This window comes from Ilumatobacteraceae bacterium (assembly GCA_033344875.1).
In the GTDB taxonomy this organism is placed as follows: domain Bacteria; phylum Actinomycetota; class Acidimicrobiia; order Acidimicrobiales; family Ilumatobacteraceae; genus Ilumatobacter.
In genome coordinates this window covers 381,358-405,827 of the sequence record JAWPMO010000001.1, presented here as the reverse complement: position 1 = coordinate 405,827, position 24,470 = coordinate 381,358, and the positions used below count along the sequence as shown (strand labels likewise).

The following is a 24,470-nucleotide window of genomic DNA, read 5'->3' as shown; positions in this document are numbered from 1 at the left end:
GCCGCGTCCCGATCTGGCCGTGCAGGGGGTCGCAGACGTCGCTGACGACGAAATCGATGTATCAGAGATGTATCAATCCAGGGTGCGCCAGGCTGTTTCAACCGGTCCGGACGGTGTCAGCCCGTCCGCGCATCACCCCAGTTCATTGACACATTTCGGCATCGATTGATACATCTCGAAACTGGCTGATGTTGGTCATTTTCGGCTTTGGGAGCAGGGGGTCGGGAGTTCGAATCTCCCCATCCCGACGACTCGACGCCGCCGAACGGAGCGAACCCGGTTCGCTCCGTTCGCCCCGGCAACACCGAGGCGTGCCGTGGTGTGAATGCGGGTATGGGTCGGCGTCGTATGGGCGCCTATCCGCTATTGCTCGCCGTGTTGGGGATCGCCGTGCTCGGTGCGGCCGTGCTGCCGAACGCAATCGCGCGGCTACCCGTCTCGCTCCCGATCGTGATCGTCGGGATCGGCATGCTGATCTTCTCGCTGCCCCTGTCGCTCGACGGGCCACGCCCGTATGCCGACGATGTGGCCGCCGAGCGCCTCACCGAGTTCGTCGTGATCGTGTCGCTCATGGGTGCGGGTCTGAAACTGCGCCGCTCCCCCGGGTGGCGGTCCTGGGCCACGACGTGGCGGCTCCTGGCAGTGACGATGCCGCTCACGGTCGTGGCGATCGCCGTACTGGCCGGCAGCGTGATCGGCCTGCCGGTCGCCACGGCGATCCTGCTCGGCGCGGTGCTCGCCCCCACCGACCCGGTGCTCGCGTCCGAGGTCCAACTGGCTGGACCCGGCGCCGACGGCGATGCCGACGACGCCGACGACGAGGTCCGCTTCGCGCTCACCTCGGAGGCCGGATTGAACGATGGCCTCGCGTTCCCGATCACGAACCTCGCGATCGCGATCGCCGCCGGCGGCAGCTGGTTCGTGGGGTGGGTCATCGACGATGTCGTCGTCAAACTGTCGGTCGGCCTGCTGACCGGCGTGGTGCTCGGCCGGTTGATCGGTTGGGCGATGTTCAACCGCCGGTCGCAGTACGCGCTCGCCCGCACGCAACAGGGTTTCGTCGCGCTCGGGGCGACACTCGCCGTGTACGGCATCTGTGAGTTGGTGCACGGCTACGGATTCCTGGCGGTGTTCGTCGCTGCCGTCGTGATCCGCCGTTCCGAACTCGACCACGACTACCACGAACGTCTCCACGAGTTCGCTGAGACCCTCGAGCAGCTGGCGTCCATCCTGTTCCTGCTCCTCCTCGGCGGTGCTGCGGTCGACGGTGCGCTGAGGTCGCTGACGCCGGCCGGATTCGCCCTCGCGGTCGCGATCGTGATCGTCGTTCGCCCGCTGGCCGGCTGGATCGGACTCATCGGAAGCCCGCACGGCGCCGCCGCCCGGAGCGCCATCGCGTTCTTCGGCATCCGCGGCATGGGCACGATCTACTACCTCGCCCACGCGGTCAACGAGGAGCGATTCCCGGCTGCGAGCGTCGTGTGGGCGATCGCGGTGATGACCATCCTTGTCTCGATCGTCGTGCACGGCGTCGCTGCCACCCCGGTTCTCGCTCGCCTCGACGCACGACGCCACCCGGACACCGCCCTCGAATCCGCCGTCTGATCACCGAACGCAGTGGGCCCGGTCGCTCCGTTCGGTCGTCCACCTGGGCTTGGTCGGTTCGGTGCCATGCATGCACATCTGAGACAGTTGGGACCAGCAATGGCGGCTCGACCCGGCGAGGAGCAGGATGAAACTCGGTAAGTTCAGCGCGTGTGCGCTACTGGTGATGGCGGGATGCGGCGGCGGTGACGACCCGGCCGGCGACGGCACCGGGCTGGAGCTGCCGCTCTCGATCGAGGAGCGCTGCGAGACCGACGATTTCGACCGGGTCGGCTGCGCGTTGGGGGCGCCCATCCCGACCGGAACCACCCTGGTCGACGATGCGATGACCGTTCGATACGTCGGGTCCACGATCGATCGTCCCGAGACGGGCGATCCGGTCAACACGAGCGGCATCGAGGCGACCCTGTACCTCGAGGTCGAGAACCACCGCGAGTACAACCAGACGATCTGGGCCACGCGTCTGGATGACCGTTTCGACGGCACGTTCGAGCGAGCGGGCAGCGATCTGGTGGACTGCGGGACCGTGCCGCGCCGTGGCGAGATCGAGCCCAGCCAGACGGTCACGATCCGGTTCTGCGGGTACCTCGCCACCGTCGGTGAAATCGCCGTCGACGAGCTGCGATTCGACTTCGCGGCGCCGTGCTCGTTCTGCGGCGGCCTGTTCGAGGTCGACGAACAGCTCGTCGATTCAACGGTGATCGCCGCCGTGGCCGACACGGTCGACGACTTCGCTGCCGCCGGTTTCGGGACCCCAGAGGAGTTGGGCATCGGCGACCTCGACGTCGGCGACGAGACCTCCCCGACCACCAGCGAGCCGGCAACCGAGGATCAAGCCGACGCGACCGACACGATCGCCCCGCCTCCCCCGCCGCCGCCTCCCTCGTCCACGACCGCGACCACCGAACCGCCCGACACCACCGCGCCGGCCACGGCCGCGCCGACCACGGCCGCGCCGATCGACGATGGCCTGGTGCTCGCAGCCGACGGGCTCGGACTGGTGGCATTCGACGCCCCGATGGGCGAGACCGTGGCGATCCTCACCGATGTGCTCGGCCCGCCCGACTTCGTCAGCGACCCGACCTTCCAACCGGGCCTCGGCACGCTCGCAACGGCGCAGTGGGGCGAACTCCGCGTCGACTTCCAGGGTGGCAACGAACTCTTCTTCGCCTCGTACGAGCTGGCCCGCCCGTTCGACATCGAGACCGGCGACGACGACGAAGCCCGGTTCGTCCTCCCCGAGTGGACGCCGACCGGAGCACCCGCGACCGCGACCACCCCCGACGGATTGAGGATCGGGATGACGGCCGCCGACGCCGCCGAACTGCACGCGACGGTGTACGCACCACGCTGCGACGATCCGATGGAGGAGATGTCGCTCACCGACGAGCACGACACCATCGACCAACTCTTCATCGAGTCCGACGAACTGGGGTTGTTCTTCCGGGCGCCGATCGACGGACAGATCTGGTCGATCGGCGCACAGGTGCGACCGAACCCGATGCTCTGTGACGGTGGACTCCCCTGAGCCTTCTGCCCGACCGGGCGGTCAGGTCGTCTGCTACGTGCCGGTTCCGGTGGCGATGACCTGGCACCGCTGGTCGTCGACACAGTCGACGGGATCGAGCTGTTCGGCCCTGCTCGTCAACTGCGCGATCTGGTCGCGTGTCGCCTGCAGCCGCATGATCTGGGCATCGAGGTCGGCGAGATGGCGTTGGAGGAGGTCGCGCGTGTGCTCGCAGGTCGATTCCCCGGCGCTCTTGAGTTCGATGACCGATGTGATCTCGGCCAACGTGAGGCCGCTCGCCTGGGCGTCCCGGATGAAGCCGAGCCGGTCGACGGCCTCCTCCGTGTAGTCGCGATAGCCCGACGGGGTCCGCTCCGGCTCGTCGAGCAGGCCGATCGACTCGTAGTAGCGAATCGTCTTCGTACTGACCCCCGCCTGCGATGCGAGTTCACCGATCCGCATGATCGCCTCCGTTCCGCAGTGTCGCCGGACGCAGGTCCAGCCGCCTGAGCAGCTGGGCGTTCGCAGCCACGATGATCGTCGAGAGGCTCATCGCCACGGCCGCCGCAGCGGGTGGCATCGTGATGCCGGCGAACTCGAACACGCCGGCGGCGACCGGGATCGCCAGCAGGTTGTAGGCGGTCGCCCAGACGAGGTTCTGCCGCATCTTGCGGTAGCTGGCCCGCGAGAGATCGATCACACCGGTGACCGATCGCGGGTCGCTGGATGCGAGCACCACACCGGCGGACTCGATGGCCACGTCGGTGCCGGCGCCGATCGCGATGCCGACGTTGGCACGGGCAAGGGCCGGTGCGTCGTTCACGCCATCGCCGACCATCGCGACAGCGAGGCCGCGGTCGTGCAGTTCGGCGACCTTGGCGTCCTTGTCCTCGGGGAGCACCTGGGCGAACACCTCGTCGATGCCCAACTCGCGGGCCACCGCGTCGGCGACCTGTCGTGCGTCGCCCGTGATCATCGCGACCCGCACCCCCCGATCGTGGAGGTCGTCCACCGCGAGACGTGATTCGGGTCGGATCTCGTCGGCTTCGGTGAGCGCTCCGATGACGTCGCCGTCGGCGACGACGTACAGCACGGAGCCGCCACCGTCGCTCCACCGGTCGGTCGTGTCGGCGAGTTCGTCCGGTTCGGCCAGGTCGAGGTGTTCGAGCAGCGCCGGGCCGCCGACCGACACGCTCGTACCGTTCACGGTCGCCGTCACGCCACGCCCGGTGATCGCCGCGAAGTCGGCGGCGGCAGCGACGGCGAGGCCACGTTCTTCGGCGGCAGCGACGATTGCCCGGGCGACCGGGTGCTCGCTGTCGGACTCGGCCGCAGCCGCGAGCGCCAGCATCTCGTCGGCGTCGACCCCGGCGACGGCCACGTGATCGACGACGGCATGGTTGCCTCGGGTCAGCGTGCCGGTCTTGTCGAACAGCACCACGTCGACGGTCCGCATGCGCTCGAGCGCCAAGCGGTTCTTCACGAGGATGCCGGCGTTCGCCGCGCTCGCCGTCGAGATCGAGATCACGAGCGGGATCGCCAGGCCGAGCGCGTGGGGGCAGGCGATCACGAGCACGGTGACGGTGCGGATCACGCCGTCGGACGGCTCCCCCAGTAACGACCACACGAGCATCGTGACGATCGCCGAACCTGCGGCGAGGTAGAACAGCGCTGCCGCCGCTCGGTCGGCCAGCGCCTGCGTCCGCGACTGCGACGACTGCGCATCGCTCACCAGCCGCTGGATGCCCGCCAGCGCCGTGTCGTCACCGACGGCGTCGATCCGCACCCGCACCGACGAGTCGGTCGAGACGGTGCCGGCGACGACCCGCTCGCCGTCGCCACGGTGCACCGAACGGCTCTCACCGGTGATCATCGACTCGTCGAAGTGCGCCTCGCCGTCGACGATCACGCCGTCGGCGGGCACCCGGCCGCCCGGCCGCACGAGCACGACGTCATCGACGGCGAGGGCCGCGATCGCGACGTCCTCGACGCCGACGTCGGTGACTCGTTCGGCGGTGTCGGGCAGTAGCTCCGCCAAGGCGGCGAGCGCACCTTGTGCCTGCCCGATCGCCTTCATCTCCTGCCAGTGCCCGAGCAGCATGACGACAATCAGCGCGGCGAGTTCCCACCAGAAGTTCAGGTCGCCCCAACCGAGCGAGCTCGCGAGCGACGACACGTAGGCGACCGTGATCGCCAAGGCGATCAGCAGCATCATGCCGGGCTGTCGGTCGCGGACCTCCGACACCGCCCCCTTCAGGAAGGGTTGACCGCCCCACACGAAGATGACCGTGCCGATCAGTGGCGCGGGCCACGCCGCCCAATCCCCGTCGATCGAGTACCCGAACCACTCCTGGATCTGCTTCGAGAACACCAGGACGGGGATCGCGAGGACGACGTTCCACCAGAAGAGTCGCCGGAACATCTCCGGGTCGTGGCCGGCGTGCTTGTCGTGGCCGTCGTGGTGGTCGTGGTGGTCGTGGTGGTGGTCGTGCCCCGCGTGCTGGTCGTGGCCGGCATGTCGGTCGTGGCCGTGCACGCTGTGTTCCGTCGGGTGATCGCCGGGTTCGGAACCCGGACGATGAGTGTCTTGCATCGTCATGCTCCCGTTGTACACCTTCCAGTCGACTGGAAGGTCAAGTGGCAGATCCGACCAGCACGGCGGTCAGCAGGATCACCCCGAGCAACGCCGCCGACTCGATCGACAGCGAGATCCGGAGGTGCCTGACCACCGCCGGGTCCGCGGGCCGCTGCTCGAGCGCCGGCCGCAACGAAAAGTGGTTGTAGCCACCCATGCCCGCGGCCACGGCGACGACCGCGACCTTGGCGATCAGGACCTGCCCCCAGTCGGTCGACCACAGGTCGGAGGGTCCGTCGATGACCAGCCAGGTCATCACCGCGCCGGCCACGGCGAGCGCGCCGAGCGACACTGCTGCGATGCCGGAGAACCTGACGACCATCGCAGCGAGACCGGTCGGTTCGGTGCGTCGACGTCGCAGGAGCACGAGCGCCGTCATGGCGAACACGCCGCCGACCCAGACCGCCGCCGCGCCGACGTGCACCAGGTTCACGAGCGCATGCACGAGCCACGGGCCACGGCTGACGGTGTGTCCGTCGAACCAGTAGGACGCGAGCGCCAGCGCCAGCCCGGCGAGCCCGATCGTTGCGGTCGAGTCCGGTGTCCAGTTGGCGTCGGCGTGATGCTCGGCTCGGGTCGACATGTCGGTGCGCCCATCGAGCTCGACGGCTGCTGCCGACGACAGATCGCGAGGCGCGCCGACGACCTTCCCCGCTCGATCGCCGAACCCGACGAAGATGAGCACCCCGGCGACGAGCTTGAGGAGTGTGGCCGTTCCCGGTTTGGTACCGAGCACATCGACCACTCCCGCCGATTGTGTCTCGTCGAGCGCTGCGAACTCGGTGACGGCACCAGCGACGATCACGAGCCCAGCGAGCCGCACCCAACCGATGAGGGTGCGCAGTTCGTCGCGTCGGCCGCGCACGAAGGCGACGAGCGCGGCGATGACGCCGGCGGCGAAGATCGTCCCGGCCGTCGACATCGTGCGCCCGACCCGGCCGACGACGGAACCGGTGTCGTTCCCGACCTCCAGGAACTCGTCGAGCGACGCCGGTTCGGCCGAGCCGCTGCCCTCGCCGACCGCTGTGGACGTCGTGGGTGTCGTCGCGGGTGTTGCGGCGTCCTCCGCCGTGGGGTCGGGCACGGCCTCCTCCGAGGTGGTCGGTACCACGACGGTGAACTGGAACGACCCCTGAATCGGGTGTGCATCGCCGGCCTGCACATCCCACCGGAACCCGTACTCGCCCGCGTCGAGGGGCGGGTCGAACGTCGCGACGAACGTCGTGCCGTCGGTCGGGTCGAGCGAGATCGGTTCGCGCATCACTCCGTCGGGGCCGAGCAGCTCGAAGCCCTCGCCCGATTCGACGGCGGGGTTGGTGAAGTTGACCGTCACGGTCGTGAGCGGGCCCTCGACCGTGCTGCCGTCGGCGGGCATCGACGAGTCGAAGTCGGTGTGCGCCGACGCAGTTCCGGGCACGGCGAACACCGCGACGAACAGCACCATCGCGCCGGCGAGCGCCAAGCGCAGCCGCGCAAGGATCGGACGGTCTGTCATGAAACCGACACACTAACGACAGCGACCAGCGACTGCTACAGATCGTCGTAGTTCGGTCCCCACTTCCCCGGCTCGACGGAAGGTCGCTGCGTAGGCTGCAATCGTCGCCGATCACAGGAGGTCATTGATGGCGCGACGTGCAGACGGGGCGTTGGAGCGAGAAGTCTTGGCCGTGCTGTGGGACGGTGACGGCGCGGCCATGACCCCGACCGACGTCCTCGGGCAGATCGACGGCGAGCTCGCGTACACCACGGTGATGACGGTGCTGAGTCGACTGCACGACAAGGGCCTCACCCACCGGGAGCGACGTGGCCGTGCGTTCGCCTACACCGCCACGGTCACCGAGTCAGAACTGGTCGCGTCGCGCATGCGCACCGAACTCGCGTCGTCGAGAGACCGCACCGAGGCACTGAGTGGCTTTGTCAGTCGACTCGACCGACGCGATCGCGCAGCGCTGCGTCGGCTGCTCGGGCCGGAGTCTCCGTGAGTCTCGGCCGGCTGGCACCGCTCGGGATCGCGGTGGTCGTCGGCGTCCTCGCGTCGGGCGCACACCGACGAATCCGGCCGGCGGCGTCGGCGACGCTCCTCGCCGCGGTCATGGGCATCACGCTCGTCGCCGCAGTCCCGTCGGCGCTCGTCGCCGCAGCGGGTTTCGTGGCCCACCCACCGGCGTTCGGCGGCAGCATGGCGTGGTGTCACGAGATGTTCGGTGTGCATCCCTACATCGATCCGTGGCTCGGAGCCGCTGCAACCCTGTGGAGCACGATCGCCGTCTGGCGCGTGATCCGAGTGGTGCGTTCGACTCGGCGTCTGCGACGCGACGACGTCGGCGAGATGGAGGTCGTCGACGACGAGGTGCCGTACGCGTTCACGATGCCGGGGGCCGGCGGGCGAGTTCTCGTGTCGACCGGCCTCATCTCCGCGCTGGATCCCACCCAGTTCGCCGTCGTCGTCGCCCACGAACGGGCACATGCACGGCACCGACACGACCGGTACGCCCTCCTGGGCGACCTCGCGGCGGCGATCGTTCCACCGCTGGCGCCAGTTCGACGACGGCTCCGGTTCGAACTCGAACGCTGGGCAGACGAGGCGGCGGTTCGCGAGACCGATGGCGACCGACGAATTGTCGCCGAGACCCTCGCCCACGTGGCGCTCCTGGCCGACGAACGGGCGGCATTTCCGCTCGGGTTCAACGGGCTCGGTGTGGCGGCCCGGGTCGAGGCCCTGCTCCGACCGCCGGACCTCGATCACCACGCAGCCTGGCGCGCCACGTTCTCGTCGGCGACGGTAATCGTGGCCGTGGCAGCGGCCGTGCAACTTCACCACAGTCTCGGCCTCCTCCACATCGTCTGTCCGGGATGACCCGCGCCCCTGACGGCCCCGGTGCACCGGTATCGTCGCCGCGATGATCCGATATGTCGCCCGCGACGAGGGGCGCAGACGGCGGCGCGCGAGCGTTGTCGCCGCGACAGCGATCGTCGGCGGCCTCCTGATCGGCGCGCTGACATGCTCCGGCTTCACGGGCTCAGGTCACGCTCACGCGAGCGCTGATGTATCGATGAGCACCGCGCACGTCCGGCCGGCAGATCATGTCGGACACGACGGAGGATCCGACGTGGTGGTCCCCCACCACGCGAGCATGGCCTGTCTGATCGACATCACGCTTCGGGTGGCGGATCTCGAGGTCATGCTCGTGTCCGAACCCAACGCCGAGCCGGAGACGATTTCGGTTCCCTTGATCATCTCCGGGCCTGAGCCTCCCGTCCCTCGCACTCACTCCTGAACCGTTCCATCATCAACCGTTCTCAAGGAGTCAACATGAAGACCTTCAATCTGCTCGTCGGCGCGCTCGCCGTCGGCACCACCGCATGTGCATCGGGCCCGACGACGTCGACCCCCACCGATGACACGGTCATCGAGGTCGTGATGACCGACATGGCCTTCACGCCGTCGTCCATCGACGTCGCCGCCGGCGACACCGTCACGTTGCGGTTCCGCAACGATGGCACCGTCCGCCACGAGGCAGTGTTCGGTGATCTCACCGAACAACTCACCCACCATGAGGAGATGTCGGGCGGATCGGCCGCCGACCACGACATGTCCGACATGGAAGCCGGTGACGACCCGACGGACGACCACGGCGAACTCCATGCCGTCGCGCTCGAACCGGGCTCGGCCATCGAGGTCACACACACTTTCGGCGCGAGCGGCGTCTCGATGATCGGTTGCCACGAGCCCGGCCACTGGGAGGCCGGCATGCAACTCGATGTCAATGTGACGTGAGCGGCGACCGCCGGGTGGGCTGTTCGTCCACCCGGCGGTCACCGAGTCCCCGGTGTCTCGGGGTGCGGTCAGTCGTCGTAGTCCGCCGGTGTGAACTCGGGGACCGGCCGGGCGGCGGCATCGGCTTCGGTGTCGGCGACGCCGTTCTCGTCGATGTCGTCGATCAACCAGTTCATCTCTTCGATCTCACGCTTCTGTGCCTCGATGATCGCATCGGCGAGTTCGCGCACGCGGACGTCGTCGATGTCGGCTCGTGAGCTCGTCAGGATCGCGATCGAGTGGTGCGGGATCATCGCCCGCATGTACGACTGGTCGTCGACGGTGGCTTGGCTCCGGACCAGCCAGAGCGCGAGCACGAACACCAGCGCGCTCCCGAGGAAGATCGCCGCGTTCACGACCTTGCTCCGGTACATGCCGAGCATGAACGAGAGCATGATGACGGCCATCGCCGCACCCATCACGAACGTCATGAAGAAGCGGGTCTCGCTCCAGCGAGCGTCGCCGAGTCGGTACGAGTTGGCGTAGGTCAGCAGGAACATGGCGACCATCGACGTCAGGATCATGGCGCCGAATCGCCAGTAGTGCCGGACCCCACCCGATGAGCCATCGTCACTCGTCGGGTCATCGTCGTGCCCCTGCCGCTCGGTGCGGTCGGTCGGCGTCGGGTCGTCGGGGTCGACACGGGATGTGTCGCCGTCGGGTCGTGCGGTTTGGTCGGTCATCGTCGCTCCTCACCATGTGGCGGTCTCGAGAACGTTCGAGCCGTACCCGGGGAGCGCGCCGAGCGAAACGCCTCAGCGACGCATGAGGGGACTCAGCGCCGGCCGGCGAGGGCGGCGACGACGGGCGTGTCACCCGGCGCTGCAGCGGGTCGAGTCCGGCGGCGCTCGCGGACGACGACCACGAGCACGGTGAGCGCGGAGCACCCGACCATCGCCGACACACCGATGGCGAACGGGCGCACCGAGTCGGTGACCTGGCCGCTGATCAGCGTGCCGAGCGCGGCACCGCCGGCGAGGCGAACGGCCCCGGTGAGTGCCGACGCCGTACCGGCGAGGTGGCCGACGGGATCCATCGCTGCCGAATTGAGGTTCGGCATGAGGAACATGAACGAAGCGAGCAGCAGCCCCAACGTCGGCATGAACACCCAGAAGTTGGGCTGCTCGGCACCGAGGGTCTCGATCACCAGGAGCACACTGAGCGAGATCATCCACGCGTATCCCCCGGCGACGACACGGTCGACGCCGAACCGCTGCACCAGTCGACCGTTGACGATCGCGGTCAGTCCGAAGCCGACCGCGACCGCGCCGAAGATGATCGGGAACTGGTCGCGACGCCCGAAGATGTCGCTGATGACCGCCTCGCTCGTGGCCAGATACACGGTCATGATCCCCTGGAGGAACACCGAGGCGATCGTGTAGCCACCGGTGACACGGGTGCGGGCGACCTCGACGAACCCGCGACCGGTCGACGCCGCGCTGAGGGGCCGTCGGTCCGACTCGTCGAGCGTCTCGGGCAGCCGCAGTGTCCACAGGCCGATGGCAACGGCGAACACGACGCAGAACCAGAACGATGCCTGCCACGGCAGCACCGTGATGATGCCGGCGCCGATCGCCGGCGCGAACACCGGGACGAGGACGAAGACGGCCATCACCTGCGACATCGCCTTCGCCATCACCGCCCCTTCGAATCGGTCGCGCACGATGGCGGTGGCGATCACCCGGGCTCCTGCGGCGCCGACACCCCAGACGAACCGGCTGGCGAGGAGCAGACCGAACGTGGGAGCGACGGCCGACCCGATCGCGCCGATCACGTAGATCGCCATCCCGAGATACAGGATCCGTTTCCGTCCGAACCGGTCGGTCAGCGGACCGTAGGCCAGGTGGGCGACGGCGAGCCCGAAGAAGAAGTAGGTCACCACCCGCCCGGTGTCGGCCGAACCGTCGCGCAGGTCGAAGGTCTCGCGGATCTCGTCGAACGCCGGCAGCATCAGGTCGATCGCCATCGCCGTGAGCGCCATGATCGCCGAGATCATGGCCAGGAGTTCGCCGCGGCTCAGCGGAAAGTCGTCGCGTGAAGCCGTTGCCGGCGATGCTGGGGGGTGCACCGTGGCGACCCTAACGGCAGGCCCCCCGGCGTTGGCGAGACGTGACAATGGTCATCACCGGCAAGGTTTGCGAACGTTTCGCCCGTAGGGTTGCCGCACGGCAGCCCACGTTGGTCTGTCGAAACGAAAGTAGAGCCATGCAAGGCACAGTGAAATTCTTCAACAGCGAGAAGGGCTTCGGCTTCATCTCACGCGAGGGTGGAGACGACGTGTTCGTCCACCACTCCAACATCGCGGGCGAGGGCTACAAGTCCCTCGACGAAGGCCAGAAGGTCGAGTTCGACATCGGCCAGGGCCGCAAGGGTGACGAAGCCCAGAACGTCCGCCCCGCCTGATCACCTGATCTCGTTCGAGAGCCGCCGACCTCCGGGTCGGCGGCTTTCGTCGTTTTCGGGGTCGATCGCCCGTGGCGGCTCAGAGGAGCTGGGCGACGGCGTTGCGGATCGGGAGCGAACCCGACACGACTTCGATCGTCGTGTTGACCCCGTCGGCGACCTCGACGAGTTCGGCGAGCACGGCGGCGACGTCGGCACGCGGGATCTCGCCGCGGTCGACCTTGGCGCCGATGTCGACGGTTCGCGTGGGATCGTCGTCAGTGAGCCTGCCCGGTCGCACCACGATCGCGTCGATGTGCGCCTCACGCACGGCGTCGTCGGCGGCGGCCTTGGCCCGGAGGTAGACACTGAACGTCTCGTCGTCGTCGGGCGGCTCGTCGGCCCCCATCGAGCTGATGATCACGAACCGACCGGCACCGATCCGGACGGCGGAGTCGACCGACTTGATGGCACCGTCACGGTCGAGCGACTGCTTTCGGTCGGGGCCGCTGTCGGGCCCGGCACCGGCGGCGAACACCACGAGGTCGCTCCCCCGGAGGGCATCGTCGACGTCGCCGGACGTCGCCTGCTCGAGGTCGCAGAGCACGGGCTCGGCCCCATCGGCTCGGAGGTCGCCGAACTGATCGTCGTTGCGGACGATTCCGCGCACACGGTGGCCGCGGGCGACCAGGAGCCGGGTGAGCTGACGGGCGATCGAGCCGTGCCCGCCGACGATGGAGACGATCATGATCCGCTCACCGCCCGGTGGGCGGCGTCGTGGTGGCCGGCAGCGTGGGTGGTCGCGCCGGTGGCGTGATGGGGGGTCGTGGTGCGCACGTGGGCTCCTCGGGGTCGCGGACATCGACGGCGTACCCGTCGGAGCTCGTGGTGAAACGCTCGCCCCGTGGACGGGCGAGCGTCAGGGCGCGGTGGTCAGGGTTCGACGACGATCCAACCGCGCCGCTGGAGTTCGGCGGCGAGCAGTGCGTCGGAGATCTCGCGGATCGCCTGTTCGGCAGGCGACAGCTGTTCGGGAGCGGGCGGGGCGTCGGGGATCTCACCACGGTGCTGGGCCTCTTGCAGCTCGTCGATGAAGGCCTGTGCCTCGTCGACGGTGAACTTGCCGGCCGCCTGACGCTGCGTGAACCCCATCGGTCCGCGCGCATCGCGGAAGTCGCTGTGGCCGGCGGCGTTGAGCAGTTCGAGCAACTCGTTGACGAGCCGCGAACCCGCGGCGGGACCTGATGATTGACCGAATGCCATGGTGTCAGTCTCCTCGACTGGTGGTGGTTGATCTGGGACGCCTGCTCACAGTGCGACCGGCCCGCCTGCGTGTCGACGGACCGGCGGCGCTTCCCACGCCCGGCGGCCCGGCTCGAGCCCCATCGCGGTGTAGCCGTCGAGCAGCCAGCCGGCGGGCTCGTCGCCGAATGCGTAGCCGACGAGATCGACGTGGGCCCGACGGAACACGTCGCCGTGGCCCTGGCCGACACCCGCGAGCACATGCGCGAACTCGTGGACGACGGTGGCCGGCGTCATCTGTGGTGCTGCCAGCCGCACGACCGGCGCGGCGCCGGTGCGCTGACGGGTGGACGACGACCCGGCATCGGCACGGGCTGGCACGACCTCGATCTCGCTGTGCGGCCACCAGTCGGCAGCGACGATCAGCGCTGCGAGTTCGAGCAACTCCGGGAACGGCGTGACCGACTCGAAGGACGTGCCCTCGAACGCCGAGATCTCGGCGGCGTACACGGCCTCGCGACCGATGTCGGCGCTCATGCACCTCGCCCGATCGCCCGGAGGCCACCCACGCGCCGGCGACCGAGGTCGGCGCGGGCCGCTGCCCGGCGGCCGGCCTCGAACCCGGTGACGGTGGCCGGCTTGGGCCGACGGGCGGCACTGACCCTGCCCCACCGCTGCCGGGCGAACTCGGCGACACGCCGATCGCGTGCCCGCAGCGCCGGCAGCGACGACGACGCGGGATGCACGTGCCGCTTCGCTTCTCTGGCCGAGGCGTCGAGCATCTGGCGGATCTCGTCGGCGAAGCCGAACAGGAACGACCGGCGCCATTGCTGCGTGGCGGCACCGGTGGCACGCTTCTCGCCCGCCATCCGTGACGATGCCTGGGTGTGGAGCGAGTTGTAGAGCAACTCGGTGGTGTCAAGGTCGCTCCGGAACCCGGCGACGAAGGCGACGGTGCCCCGGTCGCGCACCTCGAACACGACCCGGCAACCGTGCGCTTCGGCGATGACCTGCAGCAGCCCGAGCCGACCGCGCACGTAGGCACCGCGACCGAGTGCGACCTCGAGCACCGAGAGCGCGTCGTCGGCCTCGGCCCGCAACCGTTCGGGGTCGATCCGGTGCGCGGCGATCAGCTCGGCGGCCTTGCGTGAGAACGCGTCGGCTTCGTTGGGGTTCGGCGACCGCTCGGCCATGGCGAGCAGCTTGCGGACCTTGGCGAGCAGGCCGGCGTCGAGCGTGTCGGGAGTCATGCGACCACATCTTCGCAGAGGGCTGCCACAGGGTTGCGGGCACCCTCGTGCGGACCGACCCGTCGGGCCCCACATGCGAGAGCCCCGACCGTGAGGTCGGGGCTCTGCTCCGATGGAGCGGGTACGGGGAATCGAACCCCGGTCAGCAGGTTGGAAACCTGCGGCTCTACCATTGAGCTACACCCGCAATGCAGCCGACACGATAGCGGCACTTGTGCGATCACTCCCACGGCGATCGACTGTGTCGACCGGTGAACGTACCGAGGCACGTGGTGGTGGCGCATGAAACCCCCGAATCGTGATCGGCGATCGGCCATCATGGACCCGGCACAGGGAGGTCATGATGTCGGTCGACCGATGGCGGACGAAGACAGCGGGGGTTGCAGCAGCGGTGTTGGCGCTGACCGCCTGCTCCGGGGGCGACGACGCCGGTCCGGCCCCGACCACCGCCGAAACGGCCGGGACCACGGCCACCACCGACGGAACGACCGCAACGACCACCTCCGACGTACCCACCACCACGAGCCGGCCGACCACGGCCCCGACCACCGCGCCGGCGCCGACGACCACGCAGGCGCCGCGCTCCCCCGATCCGATCATCGAACAGCGGATCGTGGTGTCCGGGCCGGAGGAGGTCGTGTTCGACTGGACCACCGACCAGTGCGAGCCCGAGCACATCCCCGACATCGCCGCGCGGGCGTATCGCGACGCCGCCGGTGAGGTGCACCTGACGATCGGGCATTGGAACACGTACAGCATGGTCGGACCGAACCTGAACGAGCTGACCTCCGATTGCGGGACGGTCCAGATGTCGTCCGACTTCGATCCCGACCCGGCGCAGTTCAACGACTCCGAGTGGATGGGGGCGCCGTTCACGTTCGACGGCGAGACGATCTACGCGGTCGTGCACAACGAGTATCGCGGCGACACCCACACGGGTGCCCGGCCGGGCCAGTGCCCTTCGGGGCAGCGGCTCCCGTGCCTCGACACGTCGTTCACGATGGCCGTCTCGACCGACGGCGGTGACTCGTTCACCGACATCGCTCCCCCACCGAACCACCTGATCGCGTCGCTGCCGTACGAGTACATCGACGACTCGGTGCCGTCGGGGATCCGGCAGCCCAGCAACATCATCGAGGGGCCCGACGGGTTCTTCTACCTGTTCGGCAACGTGAGCGATCAGCCGGCGGAGCGACAGTGGGTGTGCGCGATGCGCACGGACGACCTCGCCGACCCGTCGTCGTGGCGGTTCTGGGACGGCGACGAGTTCGCCGGTGTGTGGAAGAACCCGTACCTCGAGCCCGTCGACCCCGACGACGACAAGTGTGAGCCGCTCGCATTCCCCCAGCTCAGCGGGGGCATCAACGAGAGCATCGTGTTCGACGAGGCGCTCGGGCAGTACGTGATGGTCGGCGCGTCCGCCTCGCCAGGCGCCGGCGGTACCGACTGGGGCTTCTACTACTCGACGTCGCCCGACCTGGTCACCTGGTCGACGCGCCAGCTGCTCATCGACTTGCCGATCAACCCGTCGGTCGGCGACCCCGACAACGACACCGTCCATGCGTACCCGGCGATCATCGACCCCGACAGCCCGTCACTCAACTTCTCGACGAGCGACGGCCAGATGTACTTCTACGTGTCGCGTTTCAACTTCGGCGGGAACAGCCTCGACCGCGACCTGCTGCGCTTCCCGGTCGAGGTGCAGGACGTGGAGATCACCGCACCCGACTGGACGTTCGACACGGGCGACGACTTCGAGGGTTGGATCCCCGAGTTCGACATCGCCGACCCCGTGGTCGCCGATGGGAGCCTGACGTTCCGGTCGTCGGGCGGCGACCCGATCTTCCTGTCGCCGGCGCTGAACCTGCCCGCCGAGTTCTCGACGCTGCGCATCCGCCTGCGTGCCGAACCGGGGCCGGAGGACGTGGCTGCCGAACTCTTCTTCGTGACCGACGACGACGCCGATTACGACGGGCGGAAGCTGTTGATCTTCGACCTGGTCGACGACGGCGAGTTCCACGACTACGTACTCGACCTCTCGACGATGCCCGACTGGAACGGCAAGATCGTCCGCCTGCGGTTCGACCCCATCACCCTCGAAGGAAGAACCGTCGACATCGACCGCATCTGGTTCACGGACTCGTAGACGGCGGGATCATTCGCCCCACCAGCCTTCCAAGCTGATGATGCGGGTTCGATTCCCGTCGTCCGCTCCACTCCATAAGTCCTGGTAGACTGGCTAACAGGCTCAGGTGCGTCGAGTGCAACCCGGCGTCTATGCCTAGAAAATGCCTAGAACTCCGGACACTGGAGGTAACTCGTGGCACGAGCACGCCCTTTCGGCACGATCCGTCAGACGTCGAGCGGCCGCTACCAAGCGCGCTACTACCACCTCGGTCGGCAGGTCGCGGCGGACTCCACGTTCGCCACAAAGCGGGAGGCACGCGCGTGGCTGTCGTCGGTCGAGACCGAACTCAAGCGTGGCGTTCACGTCGAACAGGCGAACGGCGACGTTCCGTTCGAGCGGTTTGCGAAGCAATGGCTCGCCGACCGCCAGCTTCGACCGCGCACCCGTGAGACGTACGAGTCGCAGCTCGACCACATCCTGAAGACGTTCCGACACGCACAGCTCGGCGAGATCACGGCCTACGACGTACGCCAGTGGCACGGACGCATGAACCGCTCCGGGTTGAGTGCGAACACGGTCGCCAAGGTGTACCGGATGTTCCGAACGATCATGGCAACCGCGGTCGAGGACGGAATGCTCCGCTCCAATCCCGTCGCTATCAAGGGAGCCTCGACCGAGCGAATCGCAGAGCGACCGCTGCTCGACTGGGACGAGGTCGAGCGACTGGCGGAGGCGATCGACCCGAGGTTCAGCGCAATGGTGTGGACCGCGGCGGTTGCCGGGCTTCGCTTCGGCGAGCTGGCAGCACTCGACCGGAAGCGCGTGGATCTCGAAGCGGGAACGATCCGCGTGGACCGAGCACTCACATCGGCGAAGGGTGTCGGTGCCACCTTCGGCCCGCCGAAGTCGCTTGCCGCGTATCGCACGGTCACGGTCCCCCCGGTGATCTGCGATCTGCTCGAGGCTCACATGCATGAGTTCGTGGAGCCCGGTGACGAGGCGATGGTGTTCAGGTCCGCGAAGGGAAGCCTGTTGCTCCGCCGGTACTTCTCCCCGTACTGGGTTCGCGCCAAGCGCGAGGCCGGCATCGACGACTCGGTCCGCTTTCACGACCTCCGACACCTTGCCGGCACCGCAGCCGCGAGCGCCGGCGGCTCGCTACGCGAAGTGATGGCCAGGATGGGTCACCAATCCAGCAACGCCGCCCTGCGGTACCTGAAGGCCGCAGAAGATCGAGACCGCGAGATCGCCGACGCGATCGGCGCCCGCCTGTCGGCGGCCCCGAGGACATAGCCAGAGGGACACCTCGTCGCGCCACGGCTCGCGGCGTTGGCGCGGGTTTCATGGCAGTCGCAGCCATCGTCACCCCGCCTGGACAGGCACAAGGGAGGAGCCGCCGACGCGGTTTCTAGTGACCCCACCCGGGGCGGTTGGCCCGGATGCCCAGTTGTTTCGCAAGATCCAACCTCCACGAACGGCTCACGCGCCATCGCCGTCGGTCCCGCTACGTAGCAACGCATATCGCGCGTCATCCACGCGTGTCGCATGATAAGTGCCAAACCCTGACGGGTCGATCGGGGGACCGTCCGATTCGGTGTTTAACCGGGACGTGATCTGAGGGGTCCACCACCGGAAGGGGTGGGCTGGAGAGGATCACTCCGATGACTACGAACACAGACATCACGACAACGAACGGATCGACCCCGTCGGGTCGGGCGGGGCCGCCGCGTAGTGTCCGGTTGGTGGGAGACGAGCCGGCGATGCGCGAGTGGGCGGCCGAGCTCGTGGAGCGGGCTCGCCGTGACGGCGTCGAGTTGACCGGCGACGACGGACTGTTTGACCGCGCTGGTGCAGCAGGAGTTGCGGACCGGGTTGGAGGTCGAGATGACCGATCACCTCGGCTATGAACGCCACGCTGCCGATGGGCGCAACACCGGCAACTCTCGCAACGGCTCGTATCCGAAGACGGTGACAACCGAGGTCGGCAAGGTCCGACTCGACGTATCGCGGGACCGCAACGCGAGCTTCGAGCCGGCGACGATCCCGAAGGGGCAGCGTCGTCTCGACGGGTTCAGCGGGAACGTGATCTCGTTGTATGCGAAGGGCATGACGACCGGCGACATCCTGGCGCACCTCGCGGAGATCTACGACACCGACATCTCCCCCGGACACGATCAGCCGGATCACCGACGCCGTCTTCGACGACATGCAGCAGGCAGCACCGACCACTCGACGGCGTGTGTCCCTCCCCGATCGGTCATCGGCTCATGCCGATATGCGTGCCTCTGAACGAAGCCGCTTGGTTGTCAAGGGGTGGTTCGGTCGGATTCGAGGCGCGGCGCGGCGAGCCTGTCGGTGCTGCCCGAAGACTGCGCGGTTGTGCCGGGCAAAGAGTGCGCGGTGGTTGTCGGGGTCGTCGGCGGTGGCTCGGATGCTGGACAGGTGTCGATGTCGCGCTTGCGCAGCCGACGCTGCAGCGCTTGAGAGTGAGTCCTAACTCGTGGTGCAAGAGTTCGTCGGCATAGCCAGGTTCTCATGGCCGTCGTGCGCTTCAACAGCGACCAAGCATCTGAGAGGAACACTGCATGATGACCATCCACAAGTCTGCCCTGTCGGATCTGTCGAGTCGACTGCTCGGCACCGACGGCACCCTAACGAACTCGATCGCCGACATCTTGGCGGCTGCATTCCAGCGGCTGATCGAGGCCAAGTTGACCGCCCGGATCGACGAACACGCCCCACGGACCGGCGAGCGTGGTTCCCGTGCGGCGATGGTCGAGTGCGGAGGTACAGGTTCGACTGCCGCGAGGTCGGGTTGGGCCACGTGCGTGGCGGCGGCGACTGCCGGACGGGTTCCGTCGGCGTATCTGGTCGCGCCTCTCGCGGGGGACCGAACGCAACGCCACGCCGGCAAGCTCAGCGCGGATGTCAGGCTCCGAACGCGAGCGACGAACCGACTAAGGTGACAATCAGGACGAGGGCCCAACTGACGAGACCGGCCACGAGCGGACGCGCCCCGAGGCGCCGGAGGCGGTTGAGCGAGACTCCGGCTGCGGCGCCCGCCAAGCCGGCCGCCAACAGGATGGTCTCGAGGTCGCGGATGTCGCCGAGCAGCGAGGACGGCATCACCCCCGACGACCGGATGGCCACGGCGACGATGAACGCGGCGATGAACCCAGGCACCAGGGGAGTCCGCTCGCGCCCGACCTCGCCGACGCGATCGGGATCGCGTCGATCGGCGATGGTGAGCGCTGCGAGCACCGGAGCCAGCATGAGGACGCGGGCGAGCTTGACGACCACGGCGATCTCGAGCGAGCGTTCGTTGGTCGTCGACGCCGCGGCGACCACCTGTCCGACATCATGGATCGAGGCGCCGATCCACGCTCCGAGCGTCGAGTCACCGAGCCCGAGGATCGAGCCGAGTGCGGGAACGAGCCCGATCGCCAGCGTCCCACAGAGGGTGACGAGCCCGATCGCGTAGGCGAGTTCGTCATCGCGGGGTCGGACGGCGGGCGCGGCGGCAGCGATCGCGGACACCCCACAGATTGAGGTCCCCGTCGCCAAGAGCAGGCCGAGCGGCCGGGAGAGGCCCAGCTTCGCCGCAACCCACCTGGTGAGCATGAAGCTCGTCGCGACGACCGCGACCACCAGCACCAACCCGCGGGCACTGAGTGACAACAGGTCCGACATCGAGAGTCGAAACCCGACGAACACGACACCGACTCGCAAGACGTGCTTCGAGGCGAACGCGAGGCCTGGGCGGGCGGCGACGGGGAGCAGGCCGAGGTTGCCGATGACGAGTGCCAGGCCGACGCTGACGACATGGGCGGACGCGAGCTCGACGCGGTCGTGGACTGCAACCGCTAGGAGTGCGATCGCGACGGCGACGACCAGTCCGGGCCCGACATCGGCGATCGACGTTCCGGCCTCCCGCGACCGGTCCCCAACCCGGTGACCGACGGCGGTGACCGGCCACTTGCGGCGGGCGTCAGGCGCTGACATCGGCCGCGACAGCGGCCACCGCATCGATCTCGATCCGGCAGCCCGGGTGGACCAGAGTTGGTGCTTCGATCAGGGTGCTCACCGGTCTCGACGCCGCGAGATACTCGTTCCGGATCGCGGACACCGCTGGATACTCGCCGATGTCGGTGAGATAGATCTGCACCTTGACGAGGTCATCGAGGGTCCCACCAGCTGCGGCGAGCACCGCCGCGATCTGATCGAACACGAACCGGGTCTGATCCTCGATGTCGTCGGAGACGAGGACGCCGTTCGGGTCGAGCGGGATCTGCCCGCTGACGAACACCAGTCGGGTGTCGCCGACGTCGAGCGAGATCGCGGGCGAGTAGGCGCCGAGCGGCGGGGTCACGCCCTGGGGGACGACGGGAGTGCGGTACATCAGTTGGTCCTTTCGCTGGCTGGCGTCGCGCTGGTCGCCACACCGTTCATCGTGCCGACCTGTTCGGGGACCGGTCGGGCCAGGTCGACAGGGTGAATCCCTGCTCCCAGAATGCGAGCTCGTAGCGCGCCCCGGTCCGGAACAGGTGGCCGAGGCGCGACAAGCGCTCGGGTGCGACTGGGCCGACGAGGTCGTCGAGTTCGTCGAGCAGCCGTTCGAGGTAGTTCGAGTACTCGTCGCTCGAGAAGAACCGCAACCAATCGCTGTAGACCGGGTGTTGCACCGGGTCCCGGTACTGGATCGCGATCTCGCGATAACTCCACGCACACGGCAGGATCGCCGCCAGGACGTCGACCTCGTCGCCGGTCGATGCCGTCGCCAGCAGGAAGTTCGTGTACGCCTGGGTCGCCGGCGCCATCTCGAGCGCGCCTCCGTGGTCACCGGCGCCGAGGTCGACGACGGCATCACGTAGGGCCTGGTTGTTGCCGAGTTCGACGTCGACGATCTGGGCCAACGATCGGGCGAACCGGGCCATGACAGCGTCGGAGGTGGCCCGGGCGAGGCCGAGCCCCATCGCTCGTGCATATTCGGGGAGGTAGTACAGGTTCTGCTCGATGTAGTAGCGGAACGCGTCGGGGGGAAGGGTTCCGTCGGCCATCGCGGCGACGAACCGGTTGGCGAGCAGGGCGTTCCAGATGTCGTCGTTCGGTGCGCGCAGTTGGTCAGCAAAGGTCGGCATCTGTCGACTCCTCGTCATTCGGTTCGTCAGCGGTGGTCGCATTCAGGCGAGGTTGACCCACACCGTCTTGGATTGGAGGTAGGCGTCGAGCGACTCCTCGCCGAGTTCACGACCGTAGCCACTCATCTTGTAGCCCCCGTAGGGCGCGGCGACGTCGAACATGCCATAGGTGTTGACCCACACGGTGCCGGCTTGCAGCGCCGCCGCGACGCGGTGGGTGCGCCGTACGTCAGTGGTCCAGATGCCCGCTGCGAGGCCGAACCGGATGTCGTTGGCGCGCTCGACCACGTCGGCCTCGTCGGTGAACCGGGAGACCGCGACGACCGGGCCGAACACCTCGTCGTTCATGATCGGCATCGACGAATCGACGTCGGTCACCACGGTCGGTCGCACGAAGTGGCCTGCGGCAAGGGTCCCCTCGCCGCGTTCACCGCCGGTCAGTACCGTCGCCCCATCTTGTCGGGCTCGTTCGACGTGGCCGAGGACCCGATCGAGTTGGACCGCCGACACAAGCGGCCCCATGTCAGTCCGGTCGTCGAGCCCGCTGCCCAGCACGATCCCCTCAGCCTTGGCCACCAGCCGTTCGACGAGTTCGTCGGCGATCGCCTCGTGCGCGAACAAGCGTGATCCAGCGATGCAGCACTGACCCTGGTTGAAGAAGACCGACCCGAACGCTCCGTCGACGGCGGCCTCGAGTTGTGCGTCGGGAAACACGATGTTGGGCGATTTGCCGCCGAGTTCGAGGGTGACGCGCTTGAGGTTGCCCTGGGAGGCATCGAGGATCTTGCGGCCGGTCTGGTAGTCGCCGGTGAACGACACCTTGTCGACCCCCGTGTGAGCCGCGAGTGGGGCGCCGGTCGTCGGGCCGTCGCCAGTAATGATGTTCACGACGCCGGGCGGGAAGCCGGCCTCGATGATGAGCTCGCCGAGACGGAGCGCCGACAGGGGGGTCTGCTCGGCCGGTTTCAGCACCACGGTGTTCCCGGCCGCCAATGCCGGTCCGAGCTTGTAGGCACACATCAGGAGGGGGAAGTTCCACGGCACGATCGCACCGACGACGCCCATCGGCTCCCGACGGGTGTACGCATGGAAGTCGGGGATCGAGATGGGGAGTTGGCGTCCCTCGATCTTGGTCACCCACCCGGCGTAGTACCGGAAGATCTCGATCGTGAGGGGGAGGTCGACGGCGAGCGCGTCACCGACCGTCTTGCCGTTGTCGAGCGCGTCGAGCTGGGCGAGTTCGTCGGCGCGCTCGGCGATCAGGTCACCGAGCCGCCACATCAGCTGGGCTCGCTCGGTGGGTGGGAGTCCTCGCCAGACCGGGAGCGCCCGGCGCGCCGCGTCGACAGCTGCGTCGACATCGGTCGCGGTCATGTTCGCGACGGAGGTCAGGATCGTTCCCGTCGCGGGGTTCTCGACGTCGATGGTGCCACCGGAGCCCGGGACCCACTCGCCTCCGATCAGGCCACCGCGGTCGGCGGCGACGAACCGGTTGACGGGATCGAGGAGTTGCATGCTGTTCGCCTTTCACGTAGCTGGGCCCGATGGCGACCCATCCAAAGTTGACATCTTAGATCTTAGATGATGGACATCGTCTCGTGAAACCGATGACCCACCACCACGTTGACCGGCTCCGGTGGCGCCGTCAGTCGAAGGTCACGACGGTTCGGGCGACCTCGCCACCGCCGAGCGCATCGAGGGCGTCACCGACCTGGTCGAGCGGGACACGACCCGTCACCAGCGAATCGAGATCCAGTCGGCCGTCGAAGTAGAAGTCGACGAATCGTGGGGCATCGATCCGGAACTGGTTGCTCCCCATACAGGATCCCTGGATCCGCTTCTCGGCCAGGAAGTCGACGCCGGGCAGCTCGATCTTGGTCCCGAGCGGGATCATGCCGATCACCGTCGCGGTCCCACCTGGCTGCAGCATCCCGAACGCCTGGCCCGGGGTGAACGCGAGCCCGATCGCATCGAACCCGTGGTGGACACCACCTTGGGTCATCTCGATCACCTCCGCGACCGGATCGGACGACGACGAGTTGACGACGTCGGTCGCCCCGAAGGTCTTGGCCATGTCGAGCTTGGCGTCGACGATGTCAATCGCGATGATCCGGCCGGCACCCGCGATGCGAGCTCCTTGGATCGCGCTCAGTCCGACCCCACCACAGCCGATCACCGCAACGGTCTCACCGGGCGAGACCCGAGCGGTCCGGAACACCGCGCCGAGGCCCGTCGTGACCGCACAACCGATCAACGCGGCGCGGTCGAGGGGCATCTCCGGGTGGACCTTGACGAGGGCGTGCTCATGCACCAGCAACTGCTCGGCGAACGACGAGACGTCGGCGTATTGGTACATCTCCTCGCCGTTCTGCGACAGTCGAGGGGCCGCACCCGGTGGTCGCATCGTGTCCTCGTGGGGGCACAACGCCATCCGCCCACTCAAGCAGTACTCGCAGTGGCCGCAGAACACCGACAACGAGGTGATGACATGGTCCCCGGGCTGCACATAGGTCACCTGGTCCCCGACCGCCTCGACGATGCCGGCCGACTCGTGGCCCATCACCGTCGGTACCGGCGTGTCGTAGGCGCCGGTCAGGTAGTGCTTGTCACTGTGACAGACACCGGCTGCCGACGTCCGGACGAGCACTTCGCGCGGACCGGGACGGTCGATCGCGACATCCTCGATGGTGATGGTGCCGGGCACCGAGCGCAAGACGGCTGCTTTCATGGGTCTACTCCTTGTTGGGTGGGGATGGTCGTCGAACC

General features: G+C 68.0%; 23 protein-coding genes and 1 tRNA gene. 9 read left to right on the top strand and 15 right to left on the bottom strand.

Going from position 1 to position 24,470, the window contains the following annotated elements:
- The first annotated feature begins 333 nt into the window (after nt 1-333).
- Together R8G01_01905 and R8G01_01900 are read left to right on the top strand one after the other, a co-directional pair.
- Entirely contained in the window at nt 334-1,605 is a 1,272-nt protein-coding gene (locus R8G01_01905) for a cation:proton antiporter (GenBank protein MDW3212721.1), read from the top strand.
- A 127-nt stretch (nt 1,606-1,732) separates the two neighbouring features.
- The gene (locus tag R8G01_01900; GenBank protein MDW3212720.1) at nt 1,733-3,133 is read left to right on the top strand and encodes a hypothetical protein; all 1,401 of its coding nucleotides are present in this window, start codon (nt 1,733-1,735) and stop codon (nt 3,131-3,133) included.
- 33 nt (nt 3,134-3,166) lie between these two features.
- Here the strand turns inward: R8G01_01900 and R8G01_01895 are convergent, their stop codons facing one another.
- From R8G01_01895 to R8G01_01885, 3 genes are read right to left on the bottom strand one after another with little or no spacing between them, the layout of a single operon-like run.
- Nucleotides 3,167-3,574 (bottom strand): heavy metal-responsive transcriptional regulator, encoded by a 408-nt coding sequence (locus R8G01_01895; GenBank protein ID MDW3212719.1) that lies wholly within the window; start codon nt 3,572-3,574, stop codon nt 3,167-3,169.
- Nucleotides 3,561-5,711, bottom strand: coding sequence for a copper-translocating P-type ATPase (locus R8G01_01890; protein MDW3212718.1), 2,151 nt, complete (start codon nt 5,709-5,711; stop codon nt 3,561-3,563). The genes R8G01_01895 and R8G01_01890 overlap by 14 nt, the downstream gene beginning before the upstream one ends.
- Nucleotides 5,712-5,745: 34 nt before the next feature.
- A complete protein-coding gene (locus tag R8G01_01885) occupies nt 5,746-7,242 on the bottom strand; it encodes a CopD family protein (protein ID MDW3212717.1) in 1,497 nt (498 codons plus the stop codon).
- Between the two features lie 127 nt (nt 7,243-7,369).
- On the opposite strand from R8G01_01885, the gene R8G01_01880 reads away from it, so the two are divergent.
- The 3 genes from R8G01_01880 to R8G01_01870 all read left to right on the top strand — a co-directional run bounded on the left by R8G01_01880 (nt 7,370) and on the right by R8G01_01870 (nt 9,525).
- Nucleotides 7,370-7,729, top strand: a complete 360-nt coding sequence (locus R8G01_01880; GenBank protein MDW3212716.1) for a BlaI/MecI/CopY family transcriptional regulator — start codon at nt 7,370-7,372, stop codon at nt 7,727-7,729.
- Entirely contained in the window at nt 7,726-8,604 is an 879-nt protein-coding gene (locus tag R8G01_01875; GenBank protein ID MDW3212715.1) for a M48 family metalloprotease, read from the top strand. The genes R8G01_01880 and R8G01_01875 overlap by 4 nt, the downstream gene beginning before the upstream one ends.
- A gap of 456 nt (nt 8,605-9,060) precedes the next feature.
- Nucleotides 9,061-9,525 carry a cupredoxin domain-containing protein gene (locus R8G01_01870; GenBank protein ID MDW3212714.1) on the top strand — a complete coding sequence of 155 codons (465 nt, stop codon included), beginning with the start codon at nt 9,061-9,063 and terminating at the stop codon, nt 9,523-9,525.
- Between the two features lie 68 nt (nt 9,526-9,593).
- On the opposite strand, the gene R8G01_01865 is transcribed toward R8G01_01870, so the two are convergent.
- Both R8G01_01865 and R8G01_01860 read right to left on the bottom strand, forming a co-directional pair.
- On the bottom strand, nt 9,594-10,247 hold the full coding sequence (locus tag R8G01_01865) for a DUF305 domain-containing protein (protein ID MDW3212713.1): 654 nt from the start codon (nt 10,245-10,247) through the stop codon (nt 9,594-9,596).
- Nucleotides 10,248-10,339: 92 nt separating this feature from the next.
- Nucleotides 10,340-11,632, bottom strand: coding sequence for a multidrug effflux MFS transporter (locus R8G01_01860; GenBank protein ID MDW3212712.1), 1,293 nt, complete (start codon nt 11,630-11,632; stop codon nt 10,340-10,342).
- Between the two features lie 137 nt (nt 11,633-11,769).
- Here R8G01_01860 and R8G01_01855 point away from each other — a divergent pair, with 137 nt between their 5' ends.
- Nucleotides 11,770-11,967: a cold-shock protein gene (locus R8G01_01855; GenBank protein ID MDW3212711.1), complete on the top strand. Its 198-nt coding sequence runs from the start codon at nt 11,770-11,772 to the stop codon at nt 11,965-11,967.
- Nucleotides 11,968-12,046: 79 nt separating this feature from the next.
- On the opposite strand, the gene R8G01_01850 is transcribed toward R8G01_01855, so the two are convergent.
- From R8G01_01850 to R8G01_01830, 5 genes are all read right to left on the bottom strand, one after another.
- On the bottom strand, nt 12,047-12,694 hold the full coding sequence (locus R8G01_01850) for an SDR family oxidoreductase (GenBank protein MDW3212710.1): 648 nt from the start codon (nt 12,692-12,694) through the stop codon (nt 12,047-12,049).
- A 185-nt stretch (nt 12,695-12,879) separates the two neighbouring features.
- Nucleotides 12,880-13,209, bottom strand: coding sequence for a hypothetical protein (locus tag R8G01_01845; GenBank protein ID MDW3212709.1), 330 nt, complete (start codon nt 13,207-13,209; stop codon nt 12,880-12,882).
- Between the two features lie 45 nt (nt 13,210-13,254).
- On the bottom strand, nt 13,255-13,725 hold the full coding sequence (locus tag R8G01_01840) for a hypothetical protein (GenBank protein ID MDW3212708.1): 471 nt from the start codon (nt 13,723-13,725) through the stop codon (nt 13,255-13,257).
- On the bottom strand, nt 13,722-14,438 hold the full coding sequence (locus R8G01_01835; GenBank protein ID MDW3212707.1) for a DUF2786 domain-containing protein: 717 nt from the start codon (nt 14,436-14,438) through the stop codon (nt 13,722-13,724). The genes R8G01_01840 and R8G01_01835 overlap by 4 nt, the downstream gene beginning before the upstream one ends.
- A 113-nt stretch (nt 14,439-14,551) precedes the next feature.
- A tRNA-Gly gene (locus R8G01_01830) sits at nt 14,552-14,625 on the bottom strand.
- Between the two features lie 156 nt (nt 14,626-14,781).
- Here R8G01_01830 and R8G01_01825 point away from each other — a divergent pair.
- The 3 genes from R8G01_01825 to R8G01_01815 all read left to right on the top strand — a co-directional run bounded on the left by R8G01_01825 (nt 14,782) and on the right by R8G01_01815 (nt 18,855).
- Nucleotides 14,782-16,584 carry a hypothetical protein gene (locus R8G01_01825; GenBank protein ID MDW3212706.1) on the top strand — a complete coding sequence of 601 codons (1,803 nt, stop codon included), beginning with the start codon at nt 14,782-14,784 and terminating at the stop codon, nt 16,582-16,584.
- A 174-nt stretch (nt 16,585-16,758) separates the two neighbouring features.
- Nucleotides 16,759-17,859 (top strand): tyrosine-type recombinase/integrase, encoded by a 1,101-nt coding sequence (locus tag R8G01_01820; GenBank protein ID MDW3212705.1) that lies wholly within the window; start codon nt 16,759-16,761, stop codon nt 17,857-17,859.
- A 543-nt stretch (nt 17,860-18,402) separates the two neighbouring features.
- Nucleotides 18,403-18,855 (top strand): transposase, encoded by a 453-nt coding sequence (locus R8G01_01815; GenBank protein MDW3212704.1) that lies wholly within the window; start codon nt 18,403-18,405, stop codon nt 18,853-18,855.
- Between the two features lie 639 nt (nt 18,856-19,494).
- Here the strand turns inward: R8G01_01815 and R8G01_01810 are convergent.
- The 5 genes from R8G01_01810 to R8G01_01790 form a co-directional block, all read right to left on the bottom strand.
- Nucleotides 19,495-20,568, bottom strand: a complete 1,074-nt coding sequence (locus R8G01_01810; GenBank protein ID MDW3212703.1) for a putative sulfate exporter family transporter — start codon at nt 20,566-20,568, stop codon at nt 19,495-19,497.
- On the bottom strand, nt 20,555-20,965 hold the full coding sequence (locus tag R8G01_01805; protein ID MDW3212702.1) for a RidA family protein: 411 nt from the start codon (nt 20,963-20,965) through the stop codon (nt 20,555-20,557). The genes R8G01_01810 and R8G01_01805 overlap by 14 nt, the downstream gene beginning before the upstream one ends.
- Nucleotides 20,966-21,011: 46 nt before the next feature.
- Nucleotides 21,012-21,704, bottom strand: coding sequence for a thiaminase II (gene tenA, locus R8G01_01800; protein ID MDW3212701.1), 693 nt, complete (start codon nt 21,702-21,704; stop codon nt 21,012-21,014).
- 42 nt (nt 21,705-21,746) lie between these two features.
- Entirely contained in the window at nt 21,747-23,219 is a 1,473-nt protein-coding gene (locus tag R8G01_01795) for an aldehyde dehydrogenase family protein (protein MDW3212700.1), read from the bottom strand.
- 130 nt (nt 23,220-23,349) lie between these two features.
- On the bottom strand, nt 23,350-24,432 hold the full coding sequence (locus R8G01_01790; GenBank protein ID MDW3212699.1) for a Zn-dependent alcohol dehydrogenase: 1,083 nt from the start codon (nt 24,430-24,432) through the stop codon (nt 23,350-23,352).
- Between the last annotated feature and the right edge of the window lie 38 nt (nt 24,433-24,470).

Bases quoted from the DNA above. Each gene is read 5' to 3' on its own strand.
- R8G01_01905 (MDW3212721.1), top strand. From the start codon at position 334: ATGGGTCGGCGTCGTATGGGCGCCTATCCGCTATTGCTCGCCGTGTTG.
- R8G01_01900 (MDW3212720.1), top strand. From the start codon at position 1,733: ATGAAACTCGGTAAGTTCAGCGCGTGTGCGCTACTGGTGATGGCGGGA.
- R8G01_01895 (MDW3212719.1), bottom strand. From the start codon at position 3,574: ATGCGGATCGGTGAACTCGCATCGCAGGCGGGGGTCAGTACGAAGACG.
- R8G01_01890 (MDW3212718.1), bottom strand. From the start codon at position 5,711: ATGACGATGCAAGACACTCATCGTCCGGGTTCCGAACCCGGCGATCAC.
- R8G01_01885 (MDW3212717.1), bottom strand. From the start codon at position 7,242: ATGACAGACCGTCCGATCCTTGCGCGGCTGCGCTTGGCGCTCGCCGGC.
- R8G01_01880 (MDW3212716.1), top strand. From the start codon at position 7,370: ATGGCGCGACGTGCAGACGGGGCGTTGGAGCGAGAAGTCTTGGCCGTG.
- R8G01_01870 (MDW3212714.1), top strand. From the start codon at position 9,061: ATGAAGACCTTCAATCTGCTCGTCGGCGCGCTCGCCGTCGGCACCACC.
- R8G01_01865 (MDW3212713.1), bottom strand. From the start codon at position 10,247: ATGACCGACCAAACCGCACGACCCGACGGCGACACATCCCGTGTCGAC.
- R8G01_01855 (MDW3212711.1), top strand. From the start codon at position 11,770: ATGCAAGGCACAGTGAAATTCTTCAACAGCGAGAAGGGCTTCGGCTTC.
- R8G01_01850 (MDW3212710.1), bottom strand. From the start codon at position 12,694: ATGATCGTCTCCATCGTCGGCGGGCACGGCTCGATCGCCCGTCAGCTC.
- R8G01_01845 (MDW3212709.1), bottom strand. From the start codon at position 13,209: ATGGCATTCGGTCAATCATCAGGTCCCGCCGCGGGTTCGCGGCTCGTC.
- R8G01_01840 (MDW3212708.1), bottom strand. From the start codon at position 13,725: ATGAGCGCCGACATCGGTCGCGAGGCCGTGTACGCCGCCGAGATCTCG.
- R8G01_01835 (MDW3212707.1), bottom strand. From the start codon at position 14,438: ATGACTCCCGACACGCTCGACGCCGGCCTGCTCGCCAAGGTCCGCAAG.
- R8G01_01825 (MDW3212706.1), top strand. From the start codon at position 14,782: ATGTCGGTCGACCGATGGCGGACGAAGACAGCGGGGGTTGCAGCAGCG.
- R8G01_01810 (MDW3212703.1), bottom strand. From the start codon at position 20,568: ATGTCAGCGCCTGACGCCCGCCGCAAGTGGCCGGTCACCGCCGTCGGT.
- R8G01_01805 (MDW3212702.1), bottom strand. From the start codon at position 20,965: ATGTACCGCACTCCCGTCGTCCCCCAGGGCGTGACCCCGCCGCTCGGC.
- tenA (MDW3212701.1), bottom strand. From the start codon at position 21,704: ATGCCGACCTTTGCTGACCAACTGCGCGCACCGAACGACGACATCTGG.
- R8G01_01795 (MDW3212700.1), bottom strand. From the start codon at position 23,219: ATGCAACTCCTCGATCCCGTCAACCGGTTCGTCGCCGCCGACCGCGGT.
- R8G01_01790 (MDW3212699.1), bottom strand. From the start codon at position 24,432: ATGAAAGCAGCCGTCTTGCGCTCGGTGCCCGGCACCATCACCATCGAG.